Below are 15,872 nucleotides of genomic sequence, written 5' to 3' on the forward strand. Positions count from 1 at the left end.
CGAATCGTTATTGAATCCCAACCATCAGGTTGATCATGCGCAAGACTTCAGCACCGCCAAGGAAAGCAACGCTGCCCCCGCCACTGGACACGCGGCATCAGGTTGAAACGCCGGAAGGCATCGATCTGCCGCTGCGACCTGCCGGGTTGATGCCCCGTGTACTGGCGTTTGCCATCGACCTGGGGGTGCGCGGGCTGGTGCTGGGCTTGCTGTTTATTGTCCTGGCCTTGCTGGGGAGCGTCGGCATCGGGCTGGGCTCGGTGCTGCTGTTTCTGGTCAGTTGGTGGTACATGGTGCTGTTCGAGGTCCTCAATCAGGGCCGCTCGCCGGGTAAACAGCTGATGGGGTTGCGCGTCGTACATGACGATGGAACGCCCGTTGGCTGGCCGGCCTCGCTGATCCGCAACCTGCTGCGGTTCGTCGACATGCTGCCGTTTGGCTACAGCCTCGGTGCCATCAGTTGCCTGCAGCATCCGACCTTCAAACGGCTGGGCGATATTGCAGCCGGCACACTGGTGATCTACCGCGAACAGGCGGTCACCCGACCACAGATTCCGCAAGCCCTGGCACTGCACCCGCCCTTTGCGCTGAACCTCAATGAGCAACGCGCGGTGCTGGGTTTCGCCGAGCGTCAGACGGAGCTCTCCAGTGAACGGGTCAATGAGCTGGCGGCCATCCTCGCCGAGCCGCTCCATGTCTCACCGCCCCACGCAGTCGCCAAACTCAATGGCATCGCCCGCAGTTTGCTGGGGCCGGCATGAAGCAGAGCCTTTTCGAAAATCGCCATCGAGCCGAATGGGATCAATTTGCCCAGCGGCTCGATCTGCTTGAACGCGGCAAAGCCAATGCCCTCGATGGCACCTCGTTCCCCAAGGATTACCGACGGCTGTGCCAGCACCTCGCGCTGGCACAGGAGCGCGGCTACAGCAGCTACCTGATCGACCCCTTGCAACAGCTGGTACTGCGCGGGCACCAACAGCTTTACCGGCATCGCGGTCGGGTCGGCGCCCATCTGCTGGCCTTTGTCCTCGCCGGCTTTCCTCGACTGGTCCGTGAGCAATGGCCTTTCGTGCTGGTCTCAAGCCTGCTGTTTTTCGGCTCGCTGGCGGGCATCGGTGTGCTGGTGTACCTGTACCCCGAGCTGGTTTATAGCCTGGTCCCGGCCGGACAGGTGTCCGAGATGCAAAGCATGTACGACCCGGCAGCCGGTCACTTGGGGCGCTTGGGTGAACGCGCTGCCAGCGACGACTGGGTCATGTTCGGTTACTACATCATGCACAACATCGGCATCGCCTTTCAGACCTATGCCAGCGGATTGCTGTTTGGCCTGGGCAGCGCGTTTTTCCTGTTCTTCAACGGTTTGATGATCGGTGCGGTTGCCGGTCACCTGACGCACATCGGCTACGGGGAAAACTTCTGGTCATTCGTCATCGGCCATGGCGCCTTCGAACTCAGCGCCATCGCCCTGGCCGGTGCGGCTGGCCTGCAACTGGGCTGGGCGCTGATCGCCCCCGGGCGCTTGCCACGCGGTGAAGCCCTGCGCCTGGCGGCTCATAAAAGCGTGTTGATGATCTGCGGCGTCATGCTGTTTCTACTGCTTGCTGCGTTTATCGAGGCCTATTGGTCATCCCGCAGCGGGCTTGCCCCGTTGATCAAATACCTGGTGGGTGCAGCCCTCTGGTTAGTGATGGCGACTTACCTGATGGTTGCCGGACGTACACGCCATGCGCCTGAGTGACGCCAGCGTGGTCATTCGCCCTCGTACCACCTGGGAAGCCATGGACCTCGGGGTTCTGCTGAACCAGCAACATCGCCGCCTGCTGATGACCAGTTGGGCAATCGTCACGCTGCCGGTGTTTGCCCTGCTGAGCCTGTTGCTGTGGGACTCGCCCTCAATGGCCGTGCTGCTGTTCTGGTGGTTGAAACCGGCGTTCGAACGATTGCCGCTGTACATCCTCTCGAGCGCCCTGTTCGGCGAAACCCCGACCTTGAGACAGGCGCTGCGCCAATGGCCGCGACTGCTCAAACCGCAGTTGCTGGCCAGCCTGACCTGGCGGCGCTTTGGCCTGAGTCGCAGCTTCATCATGCCGGTCGTGCAACTTGAAGAACTCAACGGTCTGGCACGCCAGCAGCGCCTGGCCGTGCTGCAACAACGCGATCGCGGCGCAGCACGCTGGCTGACGCTGATTGGCGCGCATCTGGAAGCCGCCCTGTGGATCAGCCTGATGGTGCTGTTCTATTTTTTGCTGCCCGCGCAAATCGAACTGAACTGGGACTGGCAAACGCTGATCGCTACCCCTGAACAGGACTGGCTCTGGCTGGACCACCTGATCAATGCGCTTTACGCGCTGATCCTGATCATCTGGGAGCCGATCTACGTCGCCTGTGGTTTCAGTTTGTACCTGAACCGTCGTACCCGACTCGAAGCCTGGGATATCGAACTGGTGTTCCGTCGTCTGCGCCAGCGCCTGAGCAGCGTCGCCGCCTGCCTGCTGATGCTCGGGCTACTGTGGTTGCCCGCCACGCAGCCACTCTGGGCCGCCGAACCCGCCAACGCCCCCGACAGCCCGCGCCTGCTCCAGCAACCGCTGACCAGCCAGGCCGCCAGTAACAGCATCAAGGCCATACTCGACACGCCACCGTTCAAGAATCCGCAGACCGTCACCCACTATCGCTTTGGTAAAGAAACGCCCGATCAACCTGCCGACACGCAAACACCGGGTTGGCTCAAAGCGTTTTTCGCACTGCTCGACAGCCAGCGCTTCGCCGGTCTGGCGCAGGTCATCGAGGTGCTGCTGTGGGCGAGTGTCATCGGCGCCATCGCGTTGCTGATCTGGCGTTACCGCGACTGGCTACGGACCTTTGTCAGCCGCCGTCAAAAACTGCGCCAAACGCCCACACACCCGGCGCCGGCCCAACTATTCGGCCTTGATCTCGATCGGGAAACCCTGCCGGACGATATCGCCGCCAGCGTCGAAAACCTCTGGTCGACCCAGCCCCGCGAAGCCCTCGGCTTGCTCTATCGGGCCTTGCTCAGCCGTTTGCTGCACGACTTCAACCTCCCGCTGAAAAGCGCCGACACCGAGGGCCAGGTGCTGGAACGGGTCCAACAGCTACAAGAACCGGCTCTGCATACCTTCAGCAGCACGTTGACAGTCCACTGGCAGAACATGGCCTATGGGCATCGCTTGCCACCGGCACACCTGCAACAGGAACTGTGTGACGGCTGGCGGGCGTTGTTCGGCCCGGGAGCTTCGCGTTGAATCGGCGCCTGATCCCTGGCCTGCTGATTGCCGGGCTGCTCGCGGCATTGGCGGTTTATCTGTACCAGCAGGCCACGCCCTATCAGGAAGTCATCGACCACGGCCCTTCCCCCGAAGCCCGGGCCAACCCGTACCTGGCGGCCGAAGACTTTTTGCGTCAACAAGGGCTGACCGTGACTCACGCCAACAGCCTCGACATCCTGCAGTTTCTGGAACCGCATCAACAGAGCCTGTTACTGCTCGGTGATCGCGCCAACATGACCCCGCGCCAGGCCGATCAGCTGCTGAACTGGACCCGTGCCGGTGGTCGTCTGCTGTTTGTGGCCGAAGCCTTGTGGGATGAAAAAACCGGCAAGAGCGGCGACCTGCTGCTCGACCGGGTGCAACTGCATCAATCCATGAGCAAGGATCTCAAGGATCCACCGCCTGATGCCGAGCCTGATCCTTACCCGAACCTGACCAAACTCTATCTCGAAGACGAAGACGCTCCGGCCTACGCCAGCTTCGATCCGCAGTTCCACCTCGAAGACCCGAAAAACCTCGCGCAGTCGTGGGCCAACAGCGCGTTGGCCACTCATATGATGCAACTCGGTTATGGCCTGGGTTCCATCACGGTGGTCACTGACGCCGAATTGTGGAAAACCCCGAACATCGGCCGATACGACAATGCCTGGCTGCTTTGGTATCTGTATTCAGACACGGGCGTGACCCTGCTCTACACGATTGATCACGAGAACCTGCTGACCTTGCTGCTGCGTTATTTCCCGCAGGCACTGGTGGCGCTCGTCGCGTTGATCGGCCTGTGGATCTGGCATGTCGGGTTACGTCAGGGCCCCGCGCAGGCACCGGCACCCAAAGCCCGTCGGCAACTTCAGGAGCATTTGCGTGCCAGTGCAGACTTCATGCTGCGGCGCAACGGTCAGCACAGCCTGCTGCTGGCTCTGCAACACGATGTGCTGCGCCGCGCCCGACACCGTCACCCAGGCTTCGAACAACTCGGCGTTGCCGAACAATGGCAGGTGCTCGCGCGCCTGACCGGCCAACCGACCCGCGCCATCAGCCAGGCACTTGGCCCGCGGCCCGAACAGCGGCTCTCCAGCGCTGAGTTCAGCCGTCAGGTCGCCCACCTGCAAACCCTCAGGAATGCCTTATGAATGACTCCACCGAACCTGCCGGCCTGACCCATGCCGCCCAACAACGCCAGCGCGCCAGCCAACTGGCGCAAGCGGTGCGCCTTGAATTGCAGAAGGCCGTCATCGGCCAGGACACGGTGATTGACGATGTGCTTACCGCGCTGATTGCCGGTGGCCATGTGCTGCTCGAAGGTGTTCCGGGGCTAGGCAAAACCTTGCTGGTGCGTGCCCTGGCCCGCTGTTTCGGTGGCGAGTTTGCGCGCATTCAGTTCACCCCGGACCTGATGCCCAGCGATGTCACCGGGCATGCGGTGTACGACCTGCAAACCGAGCAGTTCAAACTGCGCAAAGGCCCGCTGTTCACCAACCTGCTGCTGGCCGACGAAATCAACCGCGCACCGGCGAAAACCCAGGCTGCGCTGCTCGAAGCCATGCAAGAACGCCAGGTCACCCTTGAAGGCCGCGCCCTGCCCATCGCGCAACCGTTTATGGTGCTGGCGACGCAAAACCCCATCGAACAGGAAGGTACTTATCCGCTGCCCGAAGCGGAGCTCGACCGTTTCATGCTCAAGGTGCGCATGGACTACCCGGATGCTGCTCAGGAGCTGAACATGGTCCGTCAGGTCAGCCGCTCGACCCGCGCCGACATGCTCGATGTGCAACCGCTGCGCACCGTCCTGCAAGCCAAGGATGTACTGGCCTTGCAGCGAATCGCCAGCGACCTGCCGCTGGATGAACAGGTCCTGGACTACGCCGTGCGCCTGGCGCGCACCACCCGCAACTGGCCCGGCCTGACCCTCGGCGCCGGTCCACGGGCGACGATTGCCCTGGTGCGGGTCGCACGGGCCCGGGCGCTGCTGCGCGGTGGCGAGTTCGTGATTCCGGACGACATCAAAGGCTGCGCGCTGGCCGTGTTGCGCCATCGCGTGCGCATCGCCCCGGAGCTGGACATCGAAGGTCTGGAGGTCGACCAGGTGCTCAGGCAACTGCTCGATCAGGTTCCGGCGCCAAGGATATGAGTATCGCGATCTTGCTGTCACCGCCCCCTGTGGCGAGGGAGCTTGCTCCCGCTCGAGCGCGAAGCGGTCGCAATCAAGCTGATACGCGATACCTGAAAAAAACCGCGGCAGGTTTCAGGACTGCTGCGCAGTCCAGCGGGAGCAAGCTCCCTCGCCACAATTCGTATGCCTTTCAAACAGGTGGGTGACCCTATGACCAGGAGCCCCATGCCATGAAACCCACTCGCCTCTTGCTGATCTGGCTCGCCGCCCTGCTGGGTCTGAGCATCGTGCTCGGCACTTGCAGGGCCTTGGGTTTCAGCGTTGCACCGAGCCTGCTGTCGATCAACTGGGGTTTGCTGCTGGCGCTTCTAGTGCTGGCGCTGCTCGATGCCGTCCGGCTGCTGCGCCTGCCGTCGCCCGGCGTAAATCGTCAGATGCCCGGCAGCCTCGCGCTCGGGCGCTGGAGTGAAGTCCATGTGGAGATTACGCACGACTATTCTCAGCCACTGAACGTGCATCTGTTCGACCACGTTCCCGACGGCCTGAGCTTCGAACACCTGCCGCAATCGGTCGAACTGCAACCGGGCCAGCACAGCCTGATCAGTTATCGCCTGCGCCCTCTGCGGCGTGGCCATTTCAGCTTCGAGCGCTGCGAAATCAACCTGCCCAGCCCCTTCGGTTTATGGTCCGCCCGGCGCTACCTGAACGTCACCGACAGCACCCGCGTCTACCCGGATTTCGCCCGTCTGTACGGTGCGCAATTGCTGGCCGTCGACAACTGGCTGAGCCAGCTCGGTGTGCGCCAGCGCCAGCGTCGCGGGCTGGGCCTGGAGTTTCATCAACTGCGTGAGTTTCGCGAAGGCGACAGCCTGCGCCAAATCGACTGGAAAGCCACCGCCCGCCAACGCACACCGATTGCCCGTGAGTACCAGGACGAGCGCGACCAGCAAATCATCTTCCTGCTCGACTGCGGCCGCCACATGCGCAGCCTGGACGGTGAACTGGCGCATTTCGACCATGCGCTCAATGCCTGCCTGCTGCTCAGCTACGTGGCGTTACGTCAGGGCGATGCCGTGGGTCTTTGCACCTTCGCGGGCGATCAACCACGCTACCTCGCCCCGGTCAAAGGTACCGGCCAACTCAATGTGTTGCTCAACACCGTCTACGACCTGGACAGCAGCCAACGCCCGGCCGACTACCAGGCTGCCGCCAGCCAATTGCTGGCCCGTCAAAAACGTCGGGCGCTGGTGGTGCTGATCACCAACCTGCGCGATGAAGACGATGACGAATTGCTCAGCACGGTCAAACGCATCGGCCGCCAACATCGGGTGTTAGTGGCGAGTTTGCGCGAAGGAATACTCGATCAGGTACGGCAGTCACCCGTGCAAACCCTGGATGAAGCCCTGGCTTACTGCGGCACGGTGGATTATTTGAATGCCCGGGCCGAACTCCATGAACGGTTGAGCGCTCATGGAGTGCCGGTGCTGGATGTGCGGCCCAGTGAACTGGGCGCGGAGTTGGTGACGCGGTATTTGAGCTGGAAAAAAGCCGGGGCTCTTTGAACCCCAATCAACCAACCACACCGCAGTCCTGTTACGGGTTACCTTGCGTGGGCTCACCGTACTCAATGCTCACTTCATCAGAATCGGCAGCAGATGCTGTGACGGTGAAACGTATGCCTGTAGATCCATCAAAAACAGGTGAGGATATGGCAATTCTAAATGATGACTCAGGCAGTGCCCCGACGTTCATCACCCACGAAAGCTCTGTCTCGATAGCACGGAGATCTCCAACTCTCGGTTCGAATTGCACATCGTTACGAGTGCAATAAATAGCAAGCTTCTGGCCACGTAGTCTGGAGCCATCAAGTAGTTTTAATCGGATTGTGATGTCTTTATGTTGACTCACCTTTCCCGAGGCCATTAACGGAAAAATAACAAGCGTCGTATTCACCCATAGCTCAGTTTTTCCTAGCGCAGGATTTTCACTGTTTTTATTGACCCAGACATCATTCGACAACGTCGATTCGACATCGGTCCCCGCATGCACCGTAGCGCTCACGTTCGCAAAGTTGCCGGCCGGAATCTGCGTCGGTGCAAACGTGCGAGTTGCCCATCCCTCGGTATTGGTTGAAGACGTGCTGTCCGGCATCCCGGTAAATTTCCAGAGCACCTCGGTCCCCTGTGGCGCGCCTTTGACATGAGCATCTGCAGTCAAGTCAGAGCCAAGAAGTACCAGCGAACTGGACACCTTTATCTCGGTTATTTCGTAAAGTTTCACAACAGTGAAAACCAACGACTTGCTGGCACCAAAACCAACCGTCGCCGTCAGCGGATGCTCCCCCGCCTCTGTCGGTGTGAAAGTTATCCGCGATGTTCCATCCTCCTCGGTGGCGGTTGGCGGCAAGGTCAATCCCGGGAACGCCCACCAGACTCTTATCCCCTCAACAGGCTGACCGTCACTCCGGGAAACCACTGTCACCACAGCATCTGTTTCTTGCCCCAGCTGAATACTCTGCTCAGAACTGGTCAACGACTCGATCACCGGGACCAGCCCGCCGTACAGCAACTGTGCCGTGTCCCAGCCACCCACACCGCCTCTGACCGTAGCCATCAGCACTCCGTTACCTCCCGCAGTCAGCGCGAAGGTCAACGTTGCAATGCCGTCCTTGTCGGTGACTGAGGACGGCAACGCTTGACCCGAAAAGTCCCACATGACCTCGACGCCTTCCAGCGGCTCTCCGGTACGACTGGAAACGACCTTTGCTTGTGCACGAGCCTCTGACTCCTCAGCAACACCATTTTCAATAGTATTGACCTCAATGAGTTCAAGGATCTTGCGTGGCTCGTTCAGCGTAAAGGTCAAGGATGCGGACTCGGAGTGATCCTGATCCCCCACCGTCGCGGTCAGCTCACCGGCTCCTGTGGTGACCGGTTTGAAGCTGATTTTTGCCACGCCGTAAAAATCGGTCACCGTTTTCACCACCCCAAGGTCGCGGCTGCTCCAGGTCACGATCCGGCCGACCATCGGCTTGCCACTAATGGCAGACACCACCTTGATCTGTTCAACAAGCTCCTGTTCCCAATCGAGCGTTTGATGAACGCGGTTGTTGACGATGACTTTCAGCACCTGCGAATCTGTCCCCAACGACATGGCATTGGCCGGTGACAGGTTCTGCAGCCTCGACGCCGCCAAGCGCAGCGCGAAGCTCCCGTCCATCAGATCATCACATACTAGTTTGTAGCTTAATTTCCCCTCACGAAACCGCTGCGGCACACCGAGGTCCGACGAGAACTTCAGGCCAAGGGCAGTAGGGCCAGTCCCGGTCAATCCAAGCGTCAGCTCTTGATCAAACAGCGCGCTGTCCGCGTCCACCTGCAGGTTGATACTGTGCTCGCCTTTGCGGCGCGGGAAATACGTTTTGGCACCCCAAGGCTGGGTGAGTTGCCGATCAAACTGAACGACAAGCCCCTTCCACGGATCGCTCGGCAGCACATTGACCATCATGGTGTGTTTGTCCTCGTAACCGTCATAAGGGCTGGCAACGAGTGCCTCGACGTTATGCGGTTGCGCGGTCGTCGGCAACAAGCCATAGCCGGACCACCCATTTTCATCGGTATCCACCCTGTTCGAAGTACTCGCCGTCCACTGCACAGGCACCTGCGCTACCGGCTGCCGGGTGAAGCTGGAGATCACCTGCACCCACTGCCAGGCACGATCCTGCCCGACCACCGGGTCCACGGCCGCTTTGCGCTGGTCGTCAATCCTGACTTTGTTATGCCCCAGCTGCATCACATTGGCCGTGGACGTCAGCTTGAGCTGAGGCAGCTCCAGCGCCAGTGCAAACTGACCGTTGTTCTGACTGATGGTGAAGTTCAACGCCCAGGGCGCGCCCCCAGCGCTGATCACCTGAGGCAGGTGCAACGCAGGCTCCACGGTGGCGCCCAATTCCTCGGCAGGTGTGCCCGACCAAGTCAGCATGACATCCAGCCCGATCAGCGGGCTCAGGGCATTGGGCAAGAAGTTGTAACGATGAACAGCCCCCAGACACGGGAAAAATGTCCCATCCTCCTTTGCCGACACCTGATCAAGCCGCGCACTCGCTTCATCTGCCAACTCGCTGGACAGCAAACGCCCGGACAACCCCCGTGTTTCAGGCAACGCGTCGCTCTTGAGCGACAACTCGAACAACCCGCTGCGGCTGGAACCGAACACAGAGCTCAACCGCCACTCCCAGCCTCCTTCCGGCGTGGCGGTCGGCGCCCCGATCGTCAGCCCCAGGCCTGGATCGGCAGCACGCCAGGTCAAGGTCATGGGTTTATCTTTTAGCGGACTCCCGGCCGTCGGCGTCACGCGAAAGGTAGGCGATCCCCCCCGCAGGCAGGCGATGCCAACGGTGGCCAAATCCACTGGTACGCCATCCAGATCAAACTCGGCTTTACCACGCCAGGAACTGGTTGCCTGTGGCGTCACCTCAAACTGACGCTCAATCGGCGGCATGTCCGCATGTGCCCGGACCTGTACGGTGATGCTGTAAGGATCCGCACTTTCCGGTGTGTCCAGTACACTGGCCCAACCACCGGCCCCCGTGACGGTAGAAACCGTGCCGTTGGGTCCCAGCCACTCAACCAGTGCATTGATCACCGGATCACCAAGGCCGCTGGCAAGGACGTGCAACACCTGCACCATCAACAGCACTCGGCCCTCCTCGTCCACCACCGGGGACGTGTTAAACGTTCGCACCTCGCCGATCTCGACCACATTGCGCGCCAGCGACATTGGTTTTTTACGCGAAGGTAGCAACAGCTTCGAGCAGCCCAGCAGCAGTTCGAATTTGCCGTCGAGACGATCATCGCAGGTCAGCCACCAGATCAACTCGTCGACGGTGACCGGCACCGGCTCCTTGAGTTCAGGACTCACCGCCACCCCCAATTCGGCAGGCGAATCGCCTTCCCATTGAAGCCACAATTGAGTTCTCAGTAACGGACTGTCGGCAGGCAGTTTCAGCGTCACCGGGTATTGGCTGCCACGATTTGGGTAACCGGTCTTCTCGGCCCAAAGGGTTTCCTTACCGTCGACGACCGCCATGACCTCTTCCCAGGGATCGGTCGCCAGCACCTGAACGTCAAACGATTGAGTGATCACTGCGCTGGCGTAGTACAGGCTCTCCACCGACGCCTCGATGACGTACTGACCAGCGCCCGTCGGCACATGGTCATAATAAGCCCAGCCATTGTTCTCAGTGAGGACAACGGCCCCCGGTTTTTGCCCGTCGAATCTCCAGGTCACTGCCAGCCCGGCCAGCGGTTCACCGGTGTAATACGACACCACCTGAACACCCAGCTGAACACTTTGCCCGTATTTGAAAACCGGATAATAGGCCGCCTCCTGCGTCTGACCGAACTTGAGTCGATGATGCCCAAGCGAAGCCTTGATCGGGTAAGCCTCGGCGGTGTATTTACTCAGCAGGTTGAACCAAAATTCATAGGGCGCGTCAGCACCCTCGATCACTGGGCAATCGAGCGACCACAGTTTATCGAGCGGATGATCAACACCCAGAGCCGGCGTCGTGACCACCGCGCCTTGTGGGTTGTCGTCGCTGATCAAGGAGGCATGGGTGTCCAGCCAGGGGTTATTTTCGACAGGCACAAAACCAAGGCTGTGCGGCAAATCCCCGGTCGCCCCCAGACACAGGTACAACAGACGATCTGGCGACTGTGGCATGCAGTCAAACGTCACCTCCTGCAACTTTAATTCCCCCAGATGCAGGTGGACGTTGATCCGGGTGATGTAGATGATCTTCGAATACTCACCGTCCTGGTTTTTTGGGCTGAACACGCTGACACGAACCTTGTCGTTTTGTTTGAGCGGCAGCGTCAGCTCGACCTCGTACTCGACAGGCTCGAATGCCAACAGTTGCCCATCAGCACGATGCACCTTGTTCACCTGGTTATTAGTCCGCTGACCAGGAGCAAGTGTGATCACCTGTGCAGGCTCCGAACTCCCTTCAATGCTGACTTCCAGCCTGCCGGCTTTGTCATGCCACGACTCGCAGAGAAAGCCGATGACGTAACGAGCATCAGCGCGAGGGTCCTTTGGCGCCTCGATAATCTGACTGACCGACGCTTCATTCCCGACCGTCAGACAATAAACGTCTTCACCCTGATAGCTGACTATTACGCGATCGACCCAGTCTGAATTGATCGGACATTTTACCCAGGGAGAATACCCTTCGCGAAAATCACCATTGAGTACCAGGCTCGCATTGGCCTGGATGACCGGTTCACTCATGACTGCCAACTCCTGTCCCTGTTTGGTTTAGCCGCTGTGTATCAGTGTTCGATCCGCCATCTATCAATCGACACGATTGACCAGCTCTTCGACTTTTCGGGTGAATGTCGGGTCGCCCACCTTGGCGGTGTAATGAACGCGCAGGATGATGTCGGTCAGCGAGGCCAACATGGATTGTTGTGGCTCCTTGAGTGGCCACGGGAAGTGCAGTGTCCAGCGCGAGACTGCCCCGGTGCATTCGAAGGGGTTGAGCAAACCTTCATCGGATTTCACCGTGATCATGCCGGTGTCACCAATGCCCACCGACAAAGCGATTTTCTGGCCACTGCGCAGGTTGAACCGCACATCCGCCGGAGCTATCTTTTCGAGGTTATGCAGGTACTCCACCGAACGGGTCGAGGCCTTGGTGGCGGTGATACTGCTGACCTGCAACAACGTAGCTTTGATATTTTCGTGAGGCCCTATCAGCGCGGGGATATCGACATCCAACCTGCCGATCTGCCGGCAGTAGTGGCCCGGGTGGTCGCGATCGAAGAGCAACTGCGTGAGTTTGAAATCCAGCGTGCCAGTGCGTTGCAGCTCCACCAGCGCGTCCTCCCAGTTTTTAAAACCTTCTTGCGGATCCACATCCTTGTCATTGAACAATTGCCGCAGGGAAATCGTCTTGACCAGCTCCAGCCTTCGCTCATGGCGATGCAAGTATTCATGCTCCATGCGCAACAGGTGCACCCGCAGATGTTCACCCGCCGTAAGACCGTGACGCTCGTCCAGCCAGACCTGTGGCAGGAGAATCTGCGAATCGTAGTCTCCGGTCTCAAAGCTCAACGAGGCCTGCGCACTCATGCACAAGCTGACGACGGCGTCATGGGCTTGATAATGCAGGGCCTTGAGTTGGCCCAGCAGCCAGCCGAACAGCTCGGCATTGGTCGCGCGTTTTTTGATGAAGGTGTAGAGCGTCAGCGCGTGGGCATTGGCCCGCAGGGTTTGCCGCAGGTTGGCCCTGGCGGCTTCGACGGCATGATTTTGCGCGGTGATTTGCTCGGTGAGTGCGCGCTCTTCAGCCCGTGCCTGTTGACCTTGCAGTTCCCATTCGCCGCGACGACGGCGGTAGGTTTCGTTGGTGGCGGTTCGCTCGGCTTGCAGGGAATGCACAGCGGCAACAATATCGAAAGCGCTACCAATCCCTTCGAGTATCCCCCCGGGGTTCGCCACACCGAATGACGTACCGGCTTTATTCGGGACGACTGTTTTAGCGACTGCTCCCGCCGCTTTGAACCCTGTACCCACACCGTTGAAGATTTTCGCCAACAACAGGGCATCCATTACCTCATATTCCGCAGCACTCACATTGCTTTCAACCTTTGCCTCATACGCAACAGCACGCTCAGTCGCCACCGCCTTGCTCTGCGTCAACGCGGCCACGCTCGCTGTCATCTGCTCGATGATTTGCTCCTGCAAGGTCTGGGCGTACGCCCCCAGGTCCACCAGATGACTGTGCCGCAACGTTTCCATTTCAGCCCGATCACGCTGTTCGAGCAGGCGCAGTATCTGGTTGCCATAATCCTGCAACGTCTGCACCGCCCGCAGCGCGGCTTCGAACATGACCCGCCAACGGAACGCCACGACTTGCACCTGCCCGCCCATTGGCCGTGGCGAACCAGCGCCGCCAGCCGCCAGATCCTGCAGCAACCGTTTGGGGTCCGTCGGCGGGCTGAAGAGCAGAATATCCAGCGTTTTACCATCGATAGTGAGATTGGCGCGCAGGTTACTCAGGCGCATGCCGGACAAGGCGAACAGTTCGAGCAACTGCTCATTGATCGGTATATCAAAACCTTTGATGCCGAGCATGCCCAGCATGGGTGCCACCTCGGCCTTGGCTGGCAGATCCGCCAGAGTGAACGCGAGTTTTTTCTCGAACGCTTCCAGCGCAGGTCGGGAAGAGGTATCAGCCAACAACTGGCCGACGGTTTTCGTCGTCCAGCGGTTGACGGTTCTCCCCGTAGGGGGCTTCCCCATCAAAAACTCGGCCTGCACATAACACAACCTCGCCGCTACCAGGCTGTCACGGGTAAGTTGGCGGTAATACCAGTCACCCCAGGCGATCAGGTTTTTTACATACTCGGTGAACGCCACAATCCGAAAATGCCTGGGTGTCGAATAACCGATCTGATCCGGGTCGGTAACCGCCTCGGCTTCCCAGCCCGGGTTGTCGGGCCCCGTCAAGGGGCGGCAGCGCCAGTAAAGGGGTTTGTGTGGGTCGGTTTTAGAATCTACCGGGGCCTGAGGATCGAACAGGTAATGCAGCCATTGCTGCGCCTCCAGAAAACGGTTTTCAGCGTTCAACCGTGACGCCACCAGGTGCGGCAGGTGGAAAAACAGTTCCCAGAAGAACAGCCCGTTGGCGCCATCGAACGGCCCGTTTGGCTCGTCGAAAGAACCGGATGCCGGGTTCGGCTCTTTCAAATGCTGGGTCAGCCAGTCCAACACGGCCTCGACCGAAATATTGGCGCGCTGCACCAGATCGGGACCGAACAGCGAGTTCAGACGCACCTGTTTGAGGTACGGTACAGGCAGGTTGAGCGTGAGAAATTGCGCGCCCTGGGCGTTGGTCTTGTCCAGAGACGGTGGGTCAAAAGAGGCAACCTTGCCCACTGTCACTACATATTTTTGGCGCCCGAGGCGATCCTCTGGGGCAGAACCACCGAATGTATAAGTGATAGGTCCGGTAAAATCGTCCGCCCCCCGGCGAAGAGGCATCCAGGGAGTACTCCAGCCACCGCTATCGGAAAAAAGTCCTTTGATCAGAGCAGGATCCCCTGGTGCCGGATTGAGCAATGTCAAATCGAAGGCCTTGTTCGTCCCGGCGAAATCAGGCTTCACCGCGCAAAGCCCCCTGACCAGAAGAACATCGTCCTTGCCAACACGCAAAACAACCGCTTGCAAGGAGTAGTAAGGCGTCAACGTACCGGTAGGGTCGCTGGACTCGACAATAGTCGGAAGATTTTGTCGCAAGATCGGATGTTGCACGATGCCTGAATCGACAAAGCGATAGTCTGCCAATGGCCCCAACCAACGCCCATCTTCAGTAACCTCACGGAACAGGACATCGCGTACCAGGTACACATCGACAGGATTCGCGGGAGCCGTCGTACCCTGGCGGCTACGGTTGGTCAACAACACCCCCAACTTGCCTTTGGGATGCTGCTCATCGACCAACACCGTCGCGATCAAACGGCTGCCGAGCGAGACGTCGGTATTCTGCTCCTTGCTGTGCAATAAAAACGGTGCTGACCAATGACCGTTCTGAGCCATGAACGCCAATTTGATCTCCAACTTGGGAAGCACGGGAGGAACGAAGTCCACACTCGCTGCAATGCCTTCACGCCACTCGCCCCACACCACACACAAACGTCCGCCCCAGAACACCAGCCGTATATCCAGCACCTTATCCCCGACTGGAATCTCGAGCGGCTGCCACTCACGCCACGCGGCCGGGTTGATAGCCCGGCTACTGGACGTCAGTTCAACCTCGGCCTTGCGCCAGAAATACTGAAAAGGCTGAATCCGCTGCCGGGCAACCAAGTAATAATCTGCTTTCGTGGGTGTAAGGGGCGCTGTGAGCGAGGTGCCGTCCATATAGCAGCTGATGACATTCAGGTTGCAGGTCTGCTCGAACTCTTGCAGGTATTCCTGCAATGCCACCTGCACGGAATCAGTGCTCAGGCGCGTCTGGTTCAGGTTGTCCTCAAGGGTTTTGAACAGGCTGGTCTTGCGCCGACGTACATAGGGGGTGATGTAGTTTTCCGGGTACAGGGCGATCATCATCAACGCCGCCCAATCCGGGTAGTTGTTGTAGAGCTCCCAGGTTTGCAGATCCCGTTTATCGAACTCGCAATCTGAATACCCCGGTTCCAGCTTGCGATACGCCGCATGGATGAATTGCTGGGCACTACTGATGGCTTGGGCGACCCAGGAACTTTGCACCGAGTAGCTGTCCAGCGGATCCATGCGCAGGAGTTCAAGCAGGTCCGCCGGTGTTCTCAGGAAATTGAACTTATCGTCAGCAGGAGGTGAGCCCTTTCTCACCTGCCCGATGCAATACTCAAGCAATGCCATGCGACGCTGTTCGAGCAGCCCTGCGATCTTGTTGTTTTCCATAACCCTTGCTCCTGAGGTCTCACCAA

At 59.4% G+C, this 15,872-nt stretch carries 8 protein-coding genes; 6 read left to right on the forward strand and 2 right to left on the reverse strand.

What is annotated here, in order from left to right; translation table 11 throughout:
* Positions 1-35 precede the first annotated feature (35 nt).
* The 6 genes from AC1RJ3_RS10730 (at position 36) to AC1RJ3_RS10755 (ending at position 6,959) form a co-directional block, all read left to right on the forward strand.
* Positions 36-761 (forward strand): RDD family protein, encoded by a 726-nt coding sequence (locus AC1RJ3_RS10730; RefSeq protein WP_054593734.1) that lies wholly within the window; start codon positions 36-38, stop codon positions 759-761.
* Complete coding sequence (locus AC1RJ3_RS10735) at positions 758-1,738, forward strand: stage II sporulation protein M (RefSeq protein WP_493078836.1); 981 nt, start codon at positions 758-760, stop codon at positions 1,736-1,738. The genes AC1RJ3_RS10730 and AC1RJ3_RS10735 overlap by 4 nt, the downstream gene beginning before the upstream one ends.
* Positions 1,725-3,263: a DUF4129 domain-containing protein gene (locus AC1RJ3_RS10740; protein ID WP_493078838.1), complete on the forward strand. Its 1,539-nt coding sequence runs from the start codon at positions 1,725-1,727 to the stop codon at positions 3,261-3,263. Before AC1RJ3_RS10735 ends, AC1RJ3_RS10740 begins: the two co-directional genes overlap by 14 nt.
* A complete protein-coding gene (locus AC1RJ3_RS10745) occupies positions 3,260-4,417 on the forward strand; it encodes a DUF4350 domain-containing protein (protein ID WP_493078840.1) in 1,158 nt (385 codons plus the stop codon). Before AC1RJ3_RS10740 ends, AC1RJ3_RS10745 begins: the two co-directional genes overlap by 4 nt.
* Positions 4,414-5,415, forward strand: a complete 1,002-nt coding sequence (locus AC1RJ3_RS10750) for an AAA family ATPase (RefSeq protein ID WP_054593737.1) — start codon at positions 4,414-4,416, stop codon at positions 5,413-5,415. Before AC1RJ3_RS10745 ends, AC1RJ3_RS10750 begins: the two co-directional genes overlap by 4 nt.
* A 212-nt stretch (positions 5,416-5,627) precedes the next feature.
* Positions 5,628-6,959, forward strand: coding sequence for a DUF58 domain-containing protein (locus AC1RJ3_RS10755; protein WP_493078842.1), 1,332 nt, complete (start codon positions 5,628-5,630; stop codon positions 6,957-6,959).
* Between the two features lie 31 nt (positions 6,960-6,990).
* On the opposite strand, the gene AC1RJ3_RS10760 is transcribed toward AC1RJ3_RS10755, so the two are convergent.
* Both AC1RJ3_RS10760 and AC1RJ3_RS10765 read right to left on the reverse strand, forming a co-directional pair.
* A complete protein-coding gene (locus AC1RJ3_RS10760) occupies positions 6,991-11,688 on the reverse strand; it encodes an Ig-like domain-containing protein (RefSeq protein WP_493078846.1) in 4,698 nt (1,565 codons plus the stop codon).
* Positions 11,689-11,751: 63 nt separating this feature from the next.
* Complete coding sequence (locus tag AC1RJ3_RS10765; RefSeq protein ID WP_493078848.1) at positions 11,752-15,846, reverse strand: Tc toxin subunit A-related protein; 4,095 nt, start codon at positions 15,844-15,846, stop codon at positions 11,752-11,754.
* Positions 15,847-15,872 lie beyond the last annotated feature (26 nt).

Source organism: Pseudomonas sp. GW822-FHT04C11 (genome assembly GCF_058800905.1).